Annotated in this window: 18 protein-coding genes and 1 pseudogene; 18 read left to right on the top strand and 1 reads right to left on the bottom strand. The window is 38.3% G+C overall.

Annotated features, from left to right (window positions below; all coding sequences use genetic code 11):
* The first annotated feature begins 92 nt into the window (after nt 1–92).
* The 9 genes from IA57_RS03845 (at nt 93) to IA57_RS03885 (ending at nt 8,257) form a co-directional block, all read left to right on the top strand.
* Nucleotides 93–908: a CbbQ/NirQ/NorQ/GpvN family protein gene (locus IA57_RS03845; protein WP_229730298.1), complete on the top strand. Its 816-nt coding sequence runs from the start codon at nt 93–95 to the stop codon at nt 906–908.
* Between the two features lie 4 nt (nt 909–912).
* Nucleotides 913–2,679 (top strand): nitric oxide reductase activation protein NorD, encoded by a 1,767-nt coding sequence (locus IA57_RS03850; protein ID WP_036119385.1) that lies wholly within the window; start codon nt 913–915, stop codon nt 2,677–2,679.
* Nucleotides 2,680–3,255 carry a cytochrome c oxidase subunit 3 gene (locus IA57_RS03855; RefSeq protein WP_036119388.1) on the top strand — a complete coding sequence of 192 codons (576 nt, stop codon included), beginning with the start codon at nt 2,680–2,682 and terminating at the stop codon, nt 3,253–3,255. It abuts the gene before it with no gap.
* A 3-nt stretch (nt 3,256–3,258) separates the two neighbouring features.
* Nucleotides 3,259–3,498 carry a cytochrome C oxidase subunit IV family protein gene (locus IA57_RS03860; protein WP_036119392.1) on the top strand — a complete coding sequence of 80 codons (240 nt, stop codon included), beginning with the start codon at nt 3,259–3,261 and terminating at the stop codon, nt 3,496–3,498.
* Nucleotides 3,499–3,667: 169 nt separating this feature from the next.
* Nucleotides 3,668–4,141 carry an META domain-containing protein gene (locus IA57_RS03865; protein ID WP_051880969.1) on the top strand — a complete coding sequence of 158 codons (474 nt, stop codon included), beginning with the start codon at nt 3,668–3,670 and terminating at the stop codon, nt 4,139–4,141.
* A gap of 82 nt (nt 4,142–4,223) precedes the next feature.
* Complete coding sequence (locus IA57_RS03870; RefSeq protein WP_036119396.1) at nt 4,224–6,341, top strand: Tex family protein; 2,118 nt, start codon at nt 4,224–4,226, stop codon at nt 6,339–6,341.
* Nucleotides 6,341–6,667 carry a DMT family transporter gene (locus IA57_RS03875; protein ID WP_036119400.1) on the top strand — a complete coding sequence of 109 codons (327 nt, stop codon included), beginning with the start codon at nt 6,341–6,343 and terminating at the stop codon, nt 6,665–6,667. Before IA57_RS03870 ends, IA57_RS03875 begins: the two co-directional genes overlap by 1 nt.
* A 101-nt stretch (nt 6,668–6,768) precedes the next feature.
* Nucleotides 6,769–7,671, top strand: a complete 903-nt coding sequence (locus IA57_RS03880; protein ID WP_036119405.1) for a DMT family transporter — start codon at nt 6,769–6,771, stop codon at nt 7,669–7,671.
* A 67-nt stretch (nt 7,672–7,738) separates the two neighbouring features.
* A complete protein-coding gene (locus IA57_RS03885) occupies nt 7,739–8,257 on the top strand; it encodes a ferritin (RefSeq protein WP_036119408.1) in 519 nt (172 codons plus the stop codon).
* A 712-nt stretch (nt 8,258–8,969) separates the two neighbouring features.
* On the opposite strand, the gene IA57_RS03890 is transcribed toward IA57_RS03885, so the two are convergent.
* The gene (locus IA57_RS03890; RefSeq protein ID WP_036119556.1) at nt 8,970–9,302 is read right to left on the bottom strand and encodes a single-stranded DNA-binding protein; all 333 of its coding nucleotides are present in this window, start codon (nt 9,300–9,302) and stop codon (nt 8,970–8,972) included.
* 367 nt (nt 9,303–9,669) lie between these two features.
* Between IA57_RS03890 and IA57_RS03895 the strand changes: the two genes are divergently transcribed.
* The 9 genes and pseudogenes from IA57_RS03895 (at nt 9,670) to IA57_RS03935 (ending at nt 18,861) form a co-directional block, all read left to right on the top strand.
* Complete coding sequence (locus tag IA57_RS03895) at nt 9,670–10,875, top strand: tyrosine-type recombinase/integrase (RefSeq protein ID WP_036119411.1); 1,206 nt, start codon at nt 9,670–9,672, stop codon at nt 10,873–10,875.
* Between the two features lie 400 nt (nt 10,876–11,275).
* A pseudogene (locus tag IA57_RS12795) lies at nt 11,276–12,286 on the top strand (ATP-dependent nuclease); the annotation flags it as partial.
* 810 nt (nt 12,287–13,096) lie between these two features.
* A complete protein-coding gene (locus IA57_RS03905) occupies nt 13,097–13,588 on the top strand; it encodes an STM3941 family protein (RefSeq protein ID WP_036119417.1) in 492 nt (163 codons plus the stop codon).
* A gap of 137 nt (nt 13,589–13,725) precedes the next feature.
* Nucleotides 13,726–14,259 carry a hypothetical protein gene (locus IA57_RS03910; protein ID WP_036119420.1) on the top strand — a complete coding sequence of 178 codons (534 nt, stop codon included), beginning with the start codon at nt 13,726–13,728 and terminating at the stop codon, nt 14,257–14,259.
* A 188-nt stretch (nt 14,260–14,447) separates the two neighbouring features.
* The gene (locus IA57_RS03915) at nt 14,448–15,116 is read left to right on the top strand and encodes a hypothetical protein (protein WP_036119423.1); all 669 of its coding nucleotides are present in this window, start codon (nt 14,448–14,450) and stop codon (nt 15,114–15,116) included.
* 161 nt (nt 15,117–15,277) lie between these two features.
* The gene (locus IA57_RS03920) at nt 15,278–15,964 is read left to right on the top strand and encodes a hypothetical protein (RefSeq protein WP_036119425.1); all 687 of its coding nucleotides are present in this window, start codon (nt 15,278–15,280) and stop codon (nt 15,962–15,964) included.
* Nucleotides 15,965–16,474: 510 nt separating this feature from the next.
* Complete coding sequence (locus tag IA57_RS03925) at nt 16,475–16,948, top strand: hypothetical protein (RefSeq protein WP_036119427.1); 474 nt, start codon at nt 16,475–16,477, stop codon at nt 16,946–16,948.
* A 156-nt stretch (nt 16,949–17,104) separates the two neighbouring features.
* On the top strand, nt 17,105–17,839 hold the full coding sequence (locus IA57_RS03930; protein WP_036119429.1) for a hypothetical protein: 735 nt from the start codon (nt 17,105–17,107) through the stop codon (nt 17,837–17,839).
* A gap of 530 nt (nt 17,840–18,369) precedes the next feature.
* A complete protein-coding gene (locus IA57_RS03935) occupies nt 18,370–18,861 on the top strand; it encodes a hypothetical protein (protein WP_036119431.1) in 492 nt (163 codons plus the stop codon).
* The last annotated feature ends 572 nt before the right edge of the window (nt 18,862–19,433 follow it).

The following is a 19,433-nucleotide window of genomic DNA, read 5'->3' on the forward strand; positions in this document are numbered from 1 at the left end:
CTTTGGATGTTTAACGATTTGCTCATACCTAACCCCTGTTAAGCCATTCTCTCCCTAGAGATCTTCTTCTTTTTTTAAAAAAACACGTGCTTATGAAAGCGACAACAACAAATACCCATGCTGCCCCGACCATGACTAAAACACCTTACTACAAAAGTATTGGCAAAGAAGAAGACGTGTTTACACACGCTTACAACAACAAACTGCCTTTACTCTTAAAAGGCCCTACAGGTACCGGGAAAACACGCTTTGTAGATTACATGGCCCACCAGCTTAACAGCACCTTAATTACCGTGTCTTGTAACGAAGAAACCTCTTCGACCGATTTAATTGGGCGCTACCTCATTAAAGGCGCAGAAACCCTTTGGATTGACGGCCCTTTAACCACCGCTGTAAAAACGGGTGCCATACTTTATTTAGATGAAATAGCCGAAGCTCGACCCGATGTTATTGTTGCCATACATGCTCTTACAGATCATCGTAAAGAGCTATACATCGATAAATTGGGGCAAACCATTAAAGCCCACCCCGACTTTATGCTTGTTGCCTCGTTTAACCCAGGCTACCAAAAAGGGTTTAAAGAACTAAAACCTTCTACCAGACAACGGTTTGTTGCCTTAAGCTTTGTATATCCAAATCTTAAGGACGAAGTCGATATTTTAGTGAACGAAACCCAAATAGACACTGCCACGGCCAAAAAACTGGTGACCATTGCGCACAAAATTCGAAACCTCACCGAGTTGGGCCTTACCGAAACGGTATCGACACGTTTGCTGGTCGATGCAGCCAAACTTATTGGCACAGGCCTACCCAAACGATTGGCGGTAAAAGTAGGTATTGTAGAGCCTTTAACCGATGACGAAGACATTATTACAGCCCTTACCGATTTGTGTGATTTAATGATATAGTCCCATGTTTGAACCCGATGAGTTTCTATACAAAAAAGTGGTCACCTTCCTTAAACGGAGGCGAAAAACAGCCGAAGCTGCCCTATCTCATGCCGTAGGCTTAGACGAGCTTAAACCTCGACTAACCATTATTGCAAGAGCCATTACTGGTGCGCCAATCGATATTTTCGAGGCCGAACGCGAAGGCGGCTACAAAAACAACAGCTTTTTTCTTCCCAAACGGTTCTTACAATTTCCTACTTTAGAGGACAACACGGCTTATTACCTGTTTCGCACCTTATTTTTGTGCATTCAAAAAGAGCTCGGGTTAAACTTTACCAATGCGGTCAACCCTGCTATAGAAGTGGCTCGCGAGGAGGCTGCTACCCACGCCCCAAAGGTGCTTAACACACTTTTTAAAACGTTTCCAACCACACAAGGGTTTTACGATAAGCTAATAATCCACTACCAAAACACAAGCAAGGCTAATCAACCACCCGATTACAGTTTTATTTATGGCAAGTGGATGTACAACAACCCTAATGCCACAAAAAAGGACGTTTTACAAAACATTTCGACCAAAGCCCAACAAGCCATAGCCGATGAGATAAAAACCATTAAAAAAGCACAAGCCGTAGAAGAAATTCAATCGGTGACTATCGACAAAAAGCAACAGGAAGACTATGTTTTGCTTCATAACTTTGAAAAGATTGAAACTGCTGAAGAATGGGAAGGCGGCTGGCGCGATTTTGATGGCGAAGACGATTTGGACGACCATGCCAATGCCCTAGACGAAATTACCATGAAGCATACGGTTAGGGTAGACGACCCCGTACACTCGGTATACCAAACCGATTTTATTGAGAACACCTCCATTTCGGAAAGCACCGAAATCGCCACAGAAGCCCCTTGCCTTACGTATGATGAATGGGACTACAAAAAACGGCGCTACAAACCGGACTTCTGTAAGGTATTCCCCAAAACCCAAACAGAGACCGATGGCGCCTATTACAAAAACACCATTAAGGAAAATGCCGCAACCCTTATGGGCTTGCGTAAAATGCTCACCTCTGTTAACAACAAGTACAAACAACAACGCAGGCAAATACAAGGCGATCTGTTCGATTTGGATGCCTTGACCGATTTGTATGTCGATTTGCACATTGGCAACACGCCTTCAGAAAACATCTACCTGTCTAAACGCAAAAAAGAGAAAGACCTGTCCATTCTTATCCTTTTGGATGTTAGCCTATCTAGCGATGGATATGCCGGAGGCAACCGTGTTATTGATGTTGAAAAGCAGGCCGCTTTAATATTTGGTGAAATTCTAGAGGAATTTAACGTTGATTTTGAAATTGACGGCTTTTATTCCAAAACCAGAAACCACACCACCTATTTGGCCGTAAAGCATTTTGACGACCCTTGGAACACGGCCAAACACCGCATTGGCTCTGTACAACCACAGGGATACACCCGAATTGGCACTGCCTTAAGGCATGCTGGAGCGCGGCTGCATACACGTCCTTCAAAAAACAAATGGGTCATTTTAATTTCCGATGGCAAACCTAACGATTACGACAGGTACGAGGGAGCTTATGGCATTAACGATGTTAAGCAGGCCCTGCGCGAACTAAACCAACAACAAATAAACTCTTACGCCTTGGCCATAGAAGCCGAAGCCAAGTATTATTTACCCCAAATGTTTGGGCAAAACCACTATCAAATATTAACCACTCCCGTAGAGTTGTTAACCTCATTAGTAAAACTTTACGACAAAATAAAACACCAATAAATGAACACACTTACAAAACCTACCATTTCATATCCTCCAGGCGGTCTCCTTATCTGGATTGTTATTTATTTAGAACTGTTTACTTTTGGAGCAGCCTTGCTAGCCTTAGTATACCAAGCGCATGAAGCCCCGGATCTGTTCCATGAGTCGCGGCTTCTCCTGCACCCCATTTACGGTACTGTAAACACCATTTTTCTGCTGTGCAGCGGTTATTTTATGGCCAAGACCATTAGCCGCATAAAAGACAAACAATTTATAAAAGCCCGTCTAAACTTGGTATTTACCATTATAGGAGGCGTGCTGTTCCTTGGGTTAAAATCTTTGGAGTATTTCGAGAAAATTCAGGAAGGCCTTACCCTTGGGTACAACACCTTCTTCTCTTTTTACTGGATGCTTACCCTGTTTCATGTTATACATGTTGTTGTGGGGCTTGTTATCCTGCTTTGGCTTTTAGCCACTTTAAAAAAGGCTCCCGAACGCTTAGAAATCATCGATGCCGAAGCCAGCGCCGCATTTTGGCACATGTGCGATTTAATTTGGCTGCTACTATTTCCTTTACTCTATTTAATTTTTTAACACATGACATCCCGAAACTCACTATACATCCTAATAGCTTTAATTGTATTAACCTTAATCGCAGCCCTTGCTTTTAACGGCGCGTCGGCCTTAAGTGCGTACCTTATTCTACTTATTGCAACAATAAAATTTAACTTAGTAGGGTTTTACTTCATGGAATTAAAGCACGCTCATACGTTTTGGAAACTGCTCTTAGGAAGCTTTTCCATCGTTATTTTAATGGTCTCTGTGGTTTTATTGTAACCGTTTTTTGGCATGCCGCATTGGGGCATGCCGTTAATTTTAAGGACTAAAACAGAAAGCTGCAATGTTGTGTTTTACGCGCTAAAAACGTTAATACTACGTTAAAAGCACTATTGGCGTCATCTTTGGGTTCTTTTTTGTTCGTACAACAATAAAAATTACAACCCATATGAAAATTTTAACGCTAAACTTGACCATTGCCACTTTACTTTTATGTACTAGTTGCAACAACACGCCCAAAAATACAACTCAAGAAATTTCTGCCGAAACAGCACAAACAACCGCCCTAACAGAAACACCCCATGAAGGCATCACTTTTACCGATACCAAATGGACCTTAGTGCGTATTATGGATAAAGACGTTGCCGACAGCAATGCGTTTATCTCGTTTGCCACGGATGAAAACCGTGTGTTTGGCAACGCTGGCTGCAACAACTTTTCTGGCACTTACGAGTTGCGTGACGGCAATCAGTTTAGCTTATCGCCTTTAGCTGCCACTAAAAAGATGTGTGTAGACATGAGTATTGAAGATCAGTTTTTAACCCTATTGGGCAAGGTAGACAATTATACTATTAAGGGCAACCAATTAACCTTACAAAAAGCTAAAACAGCACCTTTAGCTGTTTTTAACGCGGTTGAATAGACCATTTCATATCCATTTAGAAAGCCTCGCAATCGTTGTATTGCGGGGTTTTTTATTATTTTTACCCCGCTAAAATAAGTTTATGGTTTCTTACATTGTTAAACATACCCAACTCCCCGAGGCGGCGATACAAAACACCCTTACGTTATTAAACGAAGCCTGCACCATTCCGTTTATTTCGCGTTACCGCAAGGAGCGCACCGGCAATTTAGACGAGGTTCAAATAGCCGATATCGTAAAATTTAAAGCCCTATTTGAAACCCTTGAAAAGCGCAAGGAAACCATTTTAAAAGCCCTGGCCGACCAAGAGGTTTTAACCCCCGAGCTAGAGCGCAACATACAACAAGCCCAAGACCTCACCACATTAGAAGACCTTTACCTGCCGTATAAAAAAAGCCGAAAGACCAAAGCCGAGAAAGCCCGACAACAAGGGTTAGAGCCTTTAGCAAAAATTATCATGGCCCAAAATGCTTCAGACATAGAAGCGATTGCCTTTAAATATGTAAAAGGTGAGCTTACTTCTGTTGACGCTGCTCTGGAAGGTGCCCGACACATTATTGCCGAATGGCTTAACGAACGTTCCGATTTTAGGAACCACATGCGCTACCAGTTAGAACGGTTTGCGACCATAGCAACCAAAGTTGTAAAAAGTAAAACCGATGAGGCTGGCGCACAGAAATTCCGCGATTATTTTAATTGGAGTGAAGCCTTAAACCGCATCCCTTCGCACCGACTGCTAGCCATTTTACGTGCCGAAAATGAAGGCTTTATCCGGGTAAACATTGCCATTGACGACCAGCGTGTTTTAGATTATATGGCACAGCGCAGCATACGCTCTAACAATGCGTGCTCTAAACACATTGAATTAGCCATTAAAGATGCCTACAAACGGTTGCTTTTTCCGTCGCTCTCTAACGAAGCCTTACAAAATGCCAAAGCAAAAGCCGACGATGCCGCCATTACCGTTTTTGCCAAAAACCTAAAACAACTCCTTTTGGGCGCTCCTTTGGGCGAGCAGCGTGTATTGGCCATCGATCCTGGGTTTAGAACAGGCTGCAAGGTGGTTTGTTTAGACGAGCAGGGCCAGTTAAAGCACAACGAAACCATATACCCCCATGCGCCAAAACACGACAGCAAAGGCGCCATGAAAAAGCTTAGCACCCTAGCCGAGGCCTATGGTATTACGGCTATTGCTATTGGTAACGGCACAGCCTCGCGGGAAACCGAAGCCTTAATTAAGCGCATTCGGTTTAAAAACGACCTGCAGGTTTTTGTTGTTAGCGAGGCTGGTGCCAGTATTTATTCGGCTTCTAAAATTGCCCGGGAAGAGTTTCCTAATTACGATGTTACCGTTCGTGGGGCAGTATCTATCGGGCGACGCTTACAGGATCCTTTAGCCGAATTGGTGAAAATTGACCCCAAGAGCATTGGCGTTGGACAATACCAGTACGATGTTGACCAAACCAAGCTTAAAAACGAACTGGATCGGGTGGTAGAAAGTTGCGTTAATGCCGTAGGCGTTAACCTAAATACCGCCAGTAAAAGCCTGTTAAGCTATGTTTCTGGAATTGGCGACAAGCTTGCCCAAAACATTGTGGATTACCGCGCCAAACATGGTGCTTTTGCTTCTAGGAAAACCCTTTTAAACGTCCCCCGATTGGGGCAAAAAGCTTTTGAGCAAGGTGCGGCCTTTTTACGGATTAAAGGCGCGACCAACCCCTTAGACGATTCGGCGGTACACCCTGAAAGCTATGCCCTTGTTAAGCAAATGGCCTCTGACCTAAAAAAAACCGTACACGACCTTATAGGGCAACCCGAAACCATAAAACACATCCCGTTAAGTGCTTATTGCACCGCGGCTATTGGTTTGCCTACCTTAGAAGATATTGTAACCGAATTGGAGAAACCCGGCTTAGACATACGAGAAAAAGCCAAGGTTTTTACGTTTAACCAAAACATAAGAACCATAGACGACCTTCGGGAAGGGCAACTCCTCCCCGGAATTGTAAACAACGTCACCAATTTTGGGGCTTTTGTAGATGTGGGCATTAAAGAAAGTGGCTTAATTCATATTTCCAATTTATCGGACGGTTATGTTAGCGATGTTAGTGCCCATGTTAGCCTGCACCAACAGGTTATTGTAAAAGTATTGGAAGTAGACGTTTCTAGAAAACGCATTCAATTAAAACTTCACAACTAATGGCTTGGATTATATTAGTTATCGCCGGTCTTTTTGAAGTGGCTTTTGCCTTTTGCCTAGGCAAGTTTAAAGCCACTTCGGGTTCTGTATCGTTGTATTGGTTTGGGGGCTTCTTACTGTGTTTGGCGGTAAGCATGTGGTTGTTGGTAAAGGCTACACAAACCTTACCCATAGGCACGGCTTATGCTGTTTGGACTGGCATTGGTGCCGTGGGCACTGTTTTGGTGGGTATTTTTTTCTTTAACGAACCAGCTACATTTTGGCGAATATTCTTTATTACCACCCTTATTTTTTCCATCGTGGGGCTAAAGGTAGTCGCTTCTTAAGGGCTGAAAAAAAATTAACACCATTTTAGACTTTAGGGTACTGGTTCGCATGGTTTTATAATGTAATTTTGCCGTTTGATTTTTTTGATAAATGGTAGCTTATGAAAAAAGCAAGATTAGCTTTGGTTATAGGAATTGTTTGCATTTCTATATTCCCTGTTTTGGTTAAGTTGAACTTAACCCCTGGGGTTATTTCGGCCTTTTACAGGATGGGCTTTTCGTTGTTGCTTTTATTGCCTTATGTTTTGGTAAAAAAGGCCTTTAAAAAGCCCAGCACCAAGGGAGCACTTTTGGCTATTTTGTGCGGCATTATTTTTGGCACCGATGTAGCCGTTTGGAACATTGCCATACAAGGCTCTACAGCCACACAGGCCTCTTTGCTTACCAACCTTTCTCCGGTATGGGTAGGTATTTTGGCGTTTTTGTTTTTAAAGGACAAGCCCAAATCTAATTTTTGGATAGGCACGCCTGTTGCGGTATTTGGGATGATTTTGCTGGTAGGTTTTAAGGTGTTTAAACATCTGGATTTTGATCTGGCCTTTACTTTTGGCATCCTCTCTGGGGTGCTGTACGCCTTTTATATGCTCATTAGCAAACACGTTTTAAAAAGCATGGACGTTTTAACGTTTATGACCCTTAGCCTAATCGCATCGACCATACATTTAGGCCTTGTAAGCTATGCGTTAAACGAGCCTTTTTATGGGTTTAGCAATACGGGGTGGTTGGTCTTGGTTGTACAGGCCTTGGTTTGCCAGTTATTGGCCTGGCTACTTATTAGTTATGCTACCAAGCACATGCGCGCTACTAGGGTTTCGGTAAGTTTGCTTGGTCAGGGCATGTTGGCGGCTTTATTGGCTTGGATGTTTATTGGCGAGCAGATTACCATACAAATGGTTTTTGGCGGACTTATTTTGTTATTGGGCATACGCATTACATTTATAGAGCAACCTTTAACCCGTTTTAAAGCAAAACCCCATAAGAACAAACGTTTTAAGCTGGGCTAGCACGGGATTAATTTAAATTAATTCTATGGGAATTAATGTGTAACTTTACATAAAACAACCCATTATTATGTTATCAAAAAGAATAGAAAAAGCTTTAAACGATCAAATACGTATTGAGGCCGAGTCCTCGCAAATATATTTAGCCATGGCCTGCTGGGCCGAAGTAAAAGGTTTGGAAGGTGTTGCCGGTTTTATGTACTCGCAATCTGACGAAGAGCGTGAACACATGCTTAAGTTAATTAAGTTTGTTAACGAGCGTGGTGGTCATGCCCATATTTCGGCATTAAAGGCGCCCAATGTTACGTTTAAGTCGTTTAAGGAAATGTTTGAAAAACTGTTTGAGCACGAAGTATTTGTTTCGGAAAGCATTAACAATCTGGTTCATATTTCGCTAGAAGAAAAAGACTATGCGACCCACAACTTCTTACAGTGGTATGTTTCTGAACAAATTGAAGAAGAAGCTGTAGCCCGTACCATTCTGGATAAAATTAATATGATTGGCAACGACAAGGGCGGCTTGTATTTGTTTGATCGGGATATTGAACAAATTACGGTAAATACGGCAGCCTCTAACAACTTGCCTTAGGCTTCCGGATTTTTATTCGTTTGCAAAACAAAACCTATTACCCCCCTTTTTATCAGGGGGTTATTTTTAACACTTAATTTTATTTAGAATTAATTAAAATAACTTACTTTTGCCTGAATTTCTTTAACTACTGGATTTGGGCAAAAAAAAGAAAGCGAAAAAGGCGCAAAAAAAGGCTTTAAAAACCTTACACGAAGCAGGGGTTGTTAATGCCGCTAAGGTAAAGAGCAAGTGCTGTAAAAAATATAAAAAGGGCGAACATAAACGCTGTGGCAAGTGCCCTTGTTTTGATTTGCTTAAAAAGGTGGCCTAAAGAACCATGCTGCTGTTTTTTAGAACCACACGTGGTTTTAACTTGGGCACCATAAACAAAATGCCTTTCCCTATAACATCTATTTTACCACAAATAAGATATTAAAAGCGCTATTAGGGTGTAAAGCACCACTAAAAACCCTTCTAGCTTATACTTTTCAAGTAATTTAAGGACATTCCATGTTAATCGCATTATTGTGCTACTTCAATATATTCTATGCGTAATAGTATGGGTTCTTCGGTTTCAACTTGGGGAACCTATGTGAGCGAATTGGATAAAATTCAGTTTTAAAAATAATTGCAACCTATTTTAACACCATACGCTATAAGCACATGCCCTACTCTGGTAAAAAAAAATGCGTTAGTGATGTTCTAACGCATTTTTTTAACAAGCTACTGCTTATTTCCCCAGCATTAACAACTCGTTGCAAACAATTTCGGTAATGTAACGTTTATTACCATCTTTGTCTTCCCAAGATCTATTGGTTAATTTACCTTCTAGGGCAATCTCTTGTCCTTTGGTTACATAGTTTTCCACTACGTTTACCAGCCCATTGCGAACCACGATATTATGCCAATATGCGCGCTCTACCTTGTTGCCCTCTTTGTCTTTGTAGCTGTCATCTGTAGCCAAGGAAAACTTGGCCATTTTATTACCATCTTTAAAGTTTACGATTTCTGGGTCTTGCCCCAATCTACCAATCAACTGTACTTTGTTTCTAAGTGTGTTCATGTTACTAATTTTTAAGGTTAAACAGTTAATACTATTGAACCACAAGCGATTCAACGGTACAAATATGATTGGTTTTCAAGAGTTTATTCGGTGTTTACCCAATTAAATTCGTTTGTAAACGAATACTATCGTTTGTTGTCGTTTAATATCTTTTATAGGTCGCTCTGCCCAATGGGGCACTTCTTTCAGAAAAGCGTCTTCTGCCTTTCTGGGCTATTACTGGCTTTACAGGGGTTTTGACTGTTAAAAAATAGACCTACACTTGCTTAAGAATCGCTAAACAACTTCAGCTTAACTCATTAAAAACACTCATTTTCAAAAATTTACTTCTTGTTTTTGTACGGCTTTTATTTGTATCTTTCCTTATATGAAACCTGTTATTACCTTATCGCCATTAACCCATAAAAATGCGTCGCAGATTGCTATTGGCTTTGATTTTGATGTTGCTGTAAAGGCCGATGTTAAGTTGTTTCCGGAGGTCTATTGGTCGTCTACCCACAAAACGTTTTATGTGGCCAGAACGGGCGGTACCATGCATCGTTTGTTTAAGCATTTTAGGGCGAAGGGGTACTATGTAGACTACCAGGCCATGTTGCCCGACAGGCCCAACATTAAGCCTACCTCTAGCCGTAAAGCCAAGGCGCCCATGACCAAAAAGGCCTTTTATGAGGCCTTGCCACAAGCGCATAAAACGATGTTGCAGGGGTATGTTTCTTATTTGCGCGGCAAACGGTTAAGCGAACAAACGGTAAGTACTTATGGGTATTTTGTTTTGCGTTTTATTTATTTTAACCGCGATTGTACGCCTGGGCAGTGGCGTAATACCCATATAGATTTGTTTATGAGTGCGGTGATGTACCAGGAGCACTATAGCATAAGCAGCCATAGGCAATGTGTTAGTGCGTTAAAGTATTTGACAGCATTTTGCGAGATGGCCGATTTTGATGCTACGGAATACAAGCGTCCTAAGAAGGATAAGAAATTGCCCCGAGTGGTATCGAAAGATGCTGTTTTACGTTTAATACAGGTATGTAAAAACCTTAAACACCGGGTTATTATTGGGCTGTTATATTCTGCTGGGTTACGGGTTGGTGAATTGCTAAGCTTAACTCCTTCCGATTTGGATTTTGAGCGGATGCTTATTTTTGTAAAGTGTGGCAAGGGTCGCAAGGATAGGATGGTGCCCATGGCCGAGGTTATGGTGCCTATGCTTAACAATTACTTGCATACGTACCAGCCTAAGGCGTTTTTAATTGAAGGGCGTTTGGGGGCGGATTACAATGCCAGTTCGGTACGCCACATGCTAAAGCGGTGCTGCAAGCTTGCCCAAATTAGCCCTAGTATTTCGCCACATGCCCTACGCCACAGTTATGCTACCCATATGTTGGAAAACGGGGTGGGTTTGCGCCACATTCAAACGTTATTGGGGCATAGCAAACCCGAAACCACCATGATTTACACCCATGTTGCGCAGGAAGATTTAATGCGGATTAGCAATCCGTTGGACGTTGTGGTTAAGGACATTATGGACGGTGTTGGGCGTGACAAAAAAGTCACGATATCCCGCCTATAATATAAATTAATGTGTATATTAGTACGCATATAACGAGTTGCCAGCAATGGCGTCTAAAAAATCGCGGAAGCGATTTTGAGCATCCTTACGCGGACAAAAAAAAGCGGATTAAAAACAAAACTAAAAGAACTTCATAACTATTCGCAAGCAGTACGCAAGCAGTACGCTGAAAAAGAATAAAAGGACTTCCAAGCTTTGCGCTGACATCACTCAGACTAAAAACTTACGGATATAAACCACAGCAGGCAACAACGGCTATAGTTCATTGCTGCGTCTTTTTTTGCCTGATATTCCAGGATATTTGTTATCTTTCGTCCACGGCGGAAAAACCTTAACCCTTTTCCCCCGCAACAAACCATAGCCACACCCGTTGGCAACAAGCTAAAAAAAAACTAACTAAATGAAAATATCCAGAATTAAAATAGAAAATTTTAGGTCCATCAAATCGACCGAATTCACAACGGATAACTTCAATATCGTTGTCGGACAAAATAACTGTGGAAAAACAAATTTCTTCGAAGCAATTCAATTTTTCTTCAACGGAGCTGGTCGTGGTGGATTATCAAACGATTTGAAATTTAAACGACAATCTGATTTAGAAATTTTAGTTGAATTGGAATTTTCGGGTGCACAAGATGGTGCAGAAAGAATGCGTAATGAAGCTAATAAAACAAAAATACTAAACATATTGGGAGAATCTGATACAGTAACAGTTTCCCGTTCAAGTGTAAATGTAAAAAAACGTAAAGTATTTGTTAACGGAGAAGAAGTAAATCCAGGAACAGGATTTGACCCAGCCTTAAATGATTTCTTACCAAAATTTGAATACATAAATACTAAACAATATTATGATTCTGTTGCAAAGTATTCTAAAATAACGCCAATCGGTATTATGCTTTCAGGTGTTTTATCTGCTATTTTAGAATCAAATGAACAATATCAAGATTTTCAGCAAAGATTTACAGATTTATTTGAGGGAGAAGAATCAGAAATTAAAACTCAATTCGATTTAGTTGGTGGTAAAGTAAAAGTTAATCTTCAAAAGCAGTTTCCAGATACTTCGAAAGTCAACTTTGAAGTTACAGCGCCTGTATTTGACGATTTACTTAAAAACTTTGAAACTACAATTGATGATGGAATAGAAACAACCGCAGAAGAAAAAGGAGATGGAATGCAAAGAGCTCTAATGCTTGCGATTATTCAAACTTATGCGGAATTTCGAAAAGAAAATGAAGACCAAGGTAAGTCATTCTTATTCTTTATTGACGAGGCAGAATTACATCTTCATCCAACAGCTCAAAGAAACTTAAAGAATGTATTATATGAACTTTCAGAATCTACCGACCAAGTTTTTATAAATACACATTCATCTGTATTTGTTGCAGATAATTATCCAAATCAAAAAATATTTAAAGCCGAAAAAAACGAGGGAGAAACGGAATTGGAATCGGCAGATGATTTTACAAAACCGTACATAGTATTTGAACTTTTAGGCGGAAGTCCGTCAGATTTATTGTTGCCAAGAAACTTTCTTATCGTAGAAGGGTTAAGTGAATTTGAGTTTTTAACACGAGTAATAAGACGATTTTATTCGGACAGACCAATAATTCAGATAATTAAAGCAAACGGAGATATTGACCAAGCAGAAAGAACAATTAATGCAATTGAAAAAGCGTTCACGCCTTTAAATTCAAGTATTTACAGAGATAAACAAATTATCTTAATTGACTTGCCAAGTGAACAAACTCAAGGTGGTGTAACTGACTTTCTTCAAAGAAATCCGAGTTTAAATGCGAACAACCAATTTTTTCAAATACCAAATCGAGATTTAGAGCAATATTATCCAAATCAACCAGATGAAACTTACGGAAATTGGAGAAAAACGCAAGCTGAATTGGATGCAGTAAATGCAGCAGGTAATAAGTCATTTACGGGAAAAAAGAAAAGACAATTAGCAAAATTTGTAGGAGAAAATATTACTCAATTACAATTCGAACAGGAAATGCCAATAATATTTCAGGCATTAGAACGGAGTTGGGAATTAGCATTTTGAAAAAAGCCAGTTGCCAACAACGTATAACAACAATTGCGGCTCTGTTTCCTGCGGACACAACCGCGCAAGCACAAAAGTCGGGAATTTTAGCTATCTTAGTTTTTAATCAATCCGCAACTGATTGTTATACAAGAACGTTACCTTGCATTTGACCAAATCACAAACTAAATGAATTCTGAAATCAAAATACCCTTGAATAAATTTAAAATATCCTTGCTAACTTTTGGTTCAATTCTGTTTGTTATTGCTGGCTATTTTATGTTGTGGAATTTTATCGGAATTATTGCAATCATTTTTTTTGGAGCCACTGGAATTTACGGATTAACAAAATTATTTGACTCAAAAACTGGATTGAAAATTGACTCAAGCGGAATTACGGACAATACAAACGCAACTAGCATCGGACTGATTAAATGGAAAGATATTTATCAAATTAGAAGTGAGCAAGTAGCTTCCGAGAAATTCATAATGATTGACTTAATTGACCCAGAAAAATATTTGGACAAAGTAAAAAACGGACTTAAAAAAAGGTTAATGAAAACAAATATGAGAATGTACGGAACACCAATTTCAATAACCTCTCGAACTTTGAAATACAATTTTTCGGAACTTGAAAAAATATTACGAACTGAATTTGAAAAAAATAAAAACGCAAGGTAACAACGGCTATAGTTCATTGCTACGGATTTTCTGCCGAAAATCCTCGCACTTTTGCTATCTTTGGTTCACGGCGGAAAATCCTCGCGGATTTTCACGCAACGAAACCATAGCCAAAACCGTTGGCAAACAGTTGAAAAATGACTTATAAGGAATCTAAAAGAATTGATTTAATACTTTCCGAATTTCTTAAAGAAGATAGAATTGAAATATCATCTTCTATAAACGAGGTTAATTTTGTGAAAAAAGGTCGTGTACATAAATTAACCGAAACGGAATTAAAGAAACTTTTACACCTAATAAAAAAAGAACAAACTGCAATCGGAATTGAATTAATAACTGGACATGATATTATTCATGTAGAGTTCAAAACAATTTCTGACTTTTTAGCCGATGGTGGATTTGAAAAAATAATACGTAAAAGACTAACTAATAAAACTATTAAAATTACAACATTCGTATTATCAGTTTTTACCTTTTTAATATTATTTATCAAAAACATTATCATTGACCCAATATGGGCAACCAAAACCGAGAAAATAATTCAAGAACCTTACCAACAACATAAGCGAATGGAAAAGCAAGAAATAAAATCAACGGAGCAAATGAAACCCAACATTTCCAAGAAAAAGGATTCATCCACCCATTTTCAAGTAAATACTCCAAAGAAATGAAAAAAGCGTCTTTAATTTTTTCCTTCAAAACAAAACCGATTTGCCAACAATGGCTATAATTAATTGCTACTCTTTGCAACACCTTAATTACTGTTTCTATACATCAGCTATTACTAATACGAAAAAACAATCCTTGTTTAATCGCAACTAATCATAGCCTAAGCCGTTAGCTTTCATTTGACCAAAAAATGGATATTGATTTATTAAATAGACTAAGAAAAGAAACTGAAAGCGGAATTCAGAAAGTTTTTGATGAATTAGAAAAACAATCTGTTGAATTTGGCACAGACGAATTTAATGGAAACAACAGAGAGGAATTCATAATTAAATTTGACGGTTTCGGAATTGATTTGAACGAAAATGGAGAGAAAGAAATTATTCGTGTCAAATTGGGAATTTATCTTGAGGATAAAGAAAATATATGGGTTAACTCTCTTGAGCCGATTGGAGACTATTTAACACTTTATGATTTAAAAGGGGAATTTATCGATGAATTCATAACGATAAACAAAAGAGGAATTGAATTTGAGATTGACTTTTGGATTGAAACCCTTAATAAGACTGTGCCAAAACGTTATTTCAGAAGAAATATTCCTGAATACACTTTAGTCTCTTATATAAATCATTCTATTTTTCTTTTTCAAGGCAAAGATTTTGACGGAGTTTTTGTTTTCATAAAAAGGTGTCTCGATTATTTGGAGACTTCAGAAAACAATGAACGAATTGAAACCGAATATCTTGACAAAGTGAATTCATATCTTGAAACAATCTTTTACCATTTGAAAAATAATGATTTAGTAAATAAAGAAAAGATTAAAAAATACGATATTGTAAAACGAATAAAAACGAAAAGCTAACAATGGCTATAAGTAATTGCTTGTTCTCGCCTACTTCTGAAAATCCTCGCGGATTTTCAGTTTGGTATGTACTTGCAAAGTTAACCGCTAAACCACGCAACTACTCATAGCCGAGACCGTTGGCAGTCATTTAAAACCACTCTAAAGAACAAAAAACAGATATGAACGATTTATTTATTTCAATCGAATACAACAATCGAGAATTTGATGGAATTGAGGAGTTCAAATCAAGTTTAGACGAAAACTACCATCATCAAATTAGACCTAAATGGATTCCTGCTTGTTCAGAAGGTGCAGAATTTTGGATGACCGTTTTTGTGAATACAGGAATTGCGGACTTTATTAAAGGCGCAATTGCTGGTGGTTTAGTCTGGGATTTAATAAAATTTGGAGGAAAAGAATATGTTTTTTCACCACTTTATAAAGCTTTAGAAAAACTGAATAAAGACAATTCAAAAAATTGGGGCGGACTGAAAGTGTTGAAATATAAACTTCAATTTGATGATTGTGAAATACACGTTGGAGGAGTTAATAAAAACTTCACATCTATTTTCTCTACTGTATTCAATGAAATAGCAAAGAGAAAACCTGAATTTGAAAAAGAAATCGGACAGGAAGTAATTAAAATCGAATTACCAATAGAATTTATGGAACATTTTGAAAATGTGAACGAACAATTTTCGCTTGATATTTATAACGAAGATTATTCTATTAAAGCTTTCAAAAATTTATGGAGAGTAACTTTTTCAACTGAATTTCCGATTATGATTTACAGCTTTCCCGAAAAGAAATTATTTGAACCAAAAGAAATGTCAGACAAATTAAAAACGCCTGCCAACAATGTATAACCGCAATTACGGCGGATTCGACTACGTCCGAATCCACTCGGAATTGCTAACGTCTGTGCTAAACCGAAAATTATTAACTTTAAATCCGTAACTGACGGTTATACGAGATCGTTGGCAACAATGGTGCTAAAAAATCGCGGAAGCGATTTTGAGCCTCTTTACGCGGACAAAAAAACGGATATAAAAACGCAAAACTGCTCGGATTTTAAGCAGGGTGGATTCAAAACAAAATTAAAAGAACTTTATAGCTGCTCGCAAGCAAAGCGCAAACAGTACGCTGAAAAAGAATAAAAGAACTTCCAAACTTTACGCTGACAACACTCAGGCTCAAAAAAAACTTACGGATTAAAACCACAGTAGCCAACAACGGCTATGGTTCATTGCTGCGTCATTTTTTGCCCGATATTCCGGGATATTTGTTATCTTTCGTCCACGGCGGAAAAACCTTAACCCTTTTCCATCGCAACAAACCATAGCCAAACACGTTGTAACACATTAGAAGCAAAAACTGTGGAAGAATTTCAAATAAGATACAATAAGACATCTGAATTAATTGAAAAAGTAGTAGATATGTATTATAACGGAAATTCTTGCGCTTGTGAATATCCGAGATTTATACAAATTGTTGGAATTAATTGTGTTGACTACGGAGAATCCTTTAAGACGTGGGAAACAACATTATTAATTGATAAAGCAAAAAAACATTTTGAAACTGAAACTCTGGAAAACGGACCTGAATGTTCAAATGAAAAGTGGACTTGCAAAAAGTGTAAATCTGAATATAATTATGGTTGGTCGGATTTTAGCATCGCAGTGGAAAGAGAAGTATTATTACCAATAAATATAAAGGCAACAGAAAAAGGAAAAAAAACTATTAAACCGATTCCTCTTTACGCAGGACTTTATGGACATAGTTATCCTTCAAAAAAGGAAATTGAAAGCGTTACATTTGACAGTTTTGAAAAATATATAATGGAAAAATAACGTGTTACAACAATGTATAACCGCAATTACGGCGGATTCGACTACGTCCGAATCCACTCGGAATTGCTAACGTCAGTGCTTAACCGAAAATTAGTAACTTTAATCCCGTAACTGACGGTTATACGAAACCGTTGCCAATAATTAAAACCAACCCATATGAAAACAACAATCAAATCAATCCTAACCGCTATTTTATTTATTGCAACATTTAATTCTTACGCACAAAAAACAGGAGAATTAATCAAACTTAAAACTTATAATAAAGTAATTAAAGCTGAATTTTTGACTGAATCAAATGATAGTTTAATTAAGTTTCTTGCACCAAATATTATATACAGAATTAACAAGATTAATGGTGATTCAATACAATTAAAGGCATTAAATTTCAAAAAAGGTTCTGAAAAAGGAAATTACTATAATGATAAAATTTATTATGTAAGTAAAAGTGACTTTGACCAAAGTTATGAAGAGTACATTCCTGATGATAAACTATCTGTAGGACTTTTAACATTACCATTTAAAGCGAGACCACAAGATGATTTTTCATTTGACACCGAATTTAATTTAAGTACAACTCTAAATTGGAATTTCGCTAAAATCTATAACTCAAAAGTAAATCTGCAAGCAGGTGCAGGAATTGGTAGTGTTAATTTGAATTCAAGTAATGCTAGTGGAATTGAAGATGGAAAAGCCCAAGATGTTGCTACTCTAAATTTCTTTGGAGGACTAATGTTAGAATACAAAAAAGTTCAAGCAGGTTTTTATGTAGGTGTTGACCAAATTAATAATCAAAGTGAATATAATTGGATGCATAATGGTAATTTATGGTTTGGCTTTGGTATTGGATTTAACGTATTTAAAATTTCCTTGGGAGAAAAAGATAATCAATAACTATTGGCAACAATGGCTATAAGTAATTGCTTGTTCTCGCCTACTTCTGAAAATCCTCGCGGATTTTCAGCTTCGGGTATACTTGCAAAGTTAAGTGCTAAACCACGCAACTACTCATAGCCGAGACCGTTGGCAACAATGGTGCTAAAAAATCGCGGAAGCGATTTAAGCCTCTTTACGCGGACAAAAAAACGGATATAAAAACGCAAAACTGCTCGGATTTTAAGCAGGGTGGATTCAAAACAAAATTAAAAGAACTTTATAGCTGCTCGCAAGCAAAGCGCAAACAGTACGCTGAAAAAGAATAAAAGAACTTCCAAACTTTACGCTGACAACACTCAGGCTCAAAAAAACTTACGGATTAAAACCACAGTAGCCAACAACGGCTATGGTTCATTGCTTCGTCATTTTTTGCCCGATATTCCGGGATATTTGTTATCTTTCGTCCACGGCGGAAAAAACTTAACCTTTTTCCCCCGCAACAAACCATAGCCAAACCGTTGTACGCAAGCTTGAAAAAACAGAACTAATTGAGAATTTTAGATTGGATAAAGAACAGAGAAGTTAAATCGGAATTTGAAAAAGCATTTTCTGACTTAAAGAGAATGGGAGAAATTGAACCTAGTGCAAAAAGAACTTATGAATTACTTCGCGAATTGGACTTTGACACTTCTGACTCGCAATCTGAATTGTTAATTTCGGAATTTAACAAGATTCAATATCAATCGAACACAAATAGTTTCTTTTACTTCTATTTTCCGATTGTAACGCACATATTACATTACAAACCAAAATACGAGAAAGATATTTTAGGATATTTAATCGGACCAAATTTTGCGAATGGCGACACAGAAACGAAAGACTTGATTCCATTAATCAAAAACGCAATGGAATTCAAACTAACTGAAAATAAAAATTATCTGACCAAAGAAAGTAAAAGCTGGATTCTGAATGAATTACCAAAAATGGAAAAAGAAGTTGAACGAGAAGTACAAAAATGTTGGAAAGAACTGAACGAATAAAAAGCCAGCGTACAACAATGTATAACCGCAATTACGGCGGATTCGACTGCGTCCGAATCCACTCGGAATTGCTAACGCCAGTTCTTAACCGAAAAACATTATCTTTAAATCCGTAACTGACGGTTATACGAGACCGTTGCCAGCAATGGTGGTAAAAAAATCGCGGAAGCGATTTTGAGCTACTTTACGCGGACAAAAAAAAGCGGATTAAAAACAAAACTAAAAGAACTTCTTAGCTATTCGCAATCAGAACGCAAGCAGTACGCTGAAAAAGAATAAAAGGACTTCCAAACGTTGCGCTGACATCACTCAGACTCAAAACTTACGGATATAAACCACAGCAGGCAACAACGGCTATAGTTCATTGCTACGTCATTTTTTGCCTGATATTCCGGGATATTTGTTATCTTTCGTCCACGGCGGAAAAACCTTAACCCTTTTCCCCCGCAACGAAACCATAGCCAAAGCCGTTGTAGCCAATTTGAAAAATGGCATCGTCCTGAAATAGGTTGACTAAAAAATCATTTAAAATTAGTCAACATATGGAACAACAATCAAAATCATCCTGCCAA

This window comes from Mangrovimonas yunxiaonensis, assembly GCF_000733475.1.
Classification (GTDB): domain Bacteria; phylum Bacteroidota; class Bacteroidia; order Flavobacteriales; family Flavobacteriaceae; genus Mangrovimonas; species Mangrovimonas yunxiaonensis.

What these genes read in the sequence shown, in the direction of transcription:
- IA57_RS03915 (WP_036119423.1), top strand. Translation starts at nt 14,448, where the DNA reads ATGGATATTGATTTATTAAATAGACTAAGAAAAGAAACTGAAAGCGGA.
- IA57_RS03860 (WP_036119392.1), top strand. Translation starts at nt 3,259, where the DNA reads ATGACATCCCGAAACTCACTATACATCCTAATAGCTTTAATTGTATTA.
- IA57_RS03850 (WP_036119385.1), top strand. Translation starts at nt 913, where the DNA reads ATGTTTGAACCCGATGAGTTTCTATACAAAAAAGTGGTCACCTTCCTT.
- IA57_RS03890 (WP_036119556.1), bottom strand. Translation starts at nt 9,302, where the DNA reads ATGAACACACTTAGAAACAAAGTACAGTTGATTGGTAGATTGGGGCAA.
- IA57_RS03920 (WP_036119425.1), top strand. Translation starts at nt 15,278, where the DNA reads ATGAACGATTTATTTATTTCAATCGAATACAACAATCGAGAATTTGAT.
- IA57_RS03875 (WP_036119400.1), top strand. Translation starts at nt 6,341, where the DNA reads ATGGCTTGGATTATATTAGTTATCGCCGGTCTTTTTGAAGTGGCTTTT.
- IA57_RS03865 (WP_051880969.1), top strand. Translation starts at nt 3,668, where the DNA reads ATGAAAATTTTAACGCTAAACTTGACCATTGCCACTTTACTTTTATGT.
- IA57_RS03855 (WP_036119388.1), top strand. Translation starts at nt 2,680, where the DNA reads ATGAACACACTTACAAAACCTACCATTTCATATCCTCCAGGCGGTCTC.
- IA57_RS03880 (WP_036119405.1), top strand. Translation starts at nt 6,769, where the DNA reads ATGAAAAAAGCAAGATTAGCTTTGGTTATAGGAATTGTTTGCATTTCT.
- IA57_RS03905 (WP_036119417.1), top strand. Translation starts at nt 13,097, where the DNA reads ATGAATTCTGAAATCAAAATACCCTTGAATAAATTTAAAATATCCTTG.
- IA57_RS03845 (WP_229730298.1), top strand. Translation starts at nt 93, where the DNA reads ATGAAAGCGACAACAACAAATACCCATGCTGCCCCGACCATGACTAAA.
- IA57_RS03910 (WP_036119420.1), top strand. Translation starts at nt 13,726, where the DNA reads ATGACTTATAAGGAATCTAAAAGAATTGATTTAATACTTTCCGAATTT.
- IA57_RS03930 (WP_036119429.1), top strand. Translation starts at nt 17,105, where the DNA reads ATGAAAACAACAATCAAATCAATCCTAACCGCTATTTTATTTATTGCA.
- IA57_RS03885 (WP_036119408.1), top strand. Translation starts at nt 7,739, where the DNA reads ATGTTATCAAAAAGAATAGAAAAAGCTTTAAACGATCAAATACGTATT.
- IA57_RS03870 (WP_036119396.1), top strand. Translation starts at nt 4,224, where the DNA reads ATGGTTTCTTACATTGTTAAACATACCCAACTCCCCGAGGCGGCGATA.
- IA57_RS03895 (WP_036119411.1), top strand. Translation starts at nt 9,670, where the DNA reads ATGAAACCTGTTATTACCTTATCGCCATTAACCCATAAAAATGCGTCG.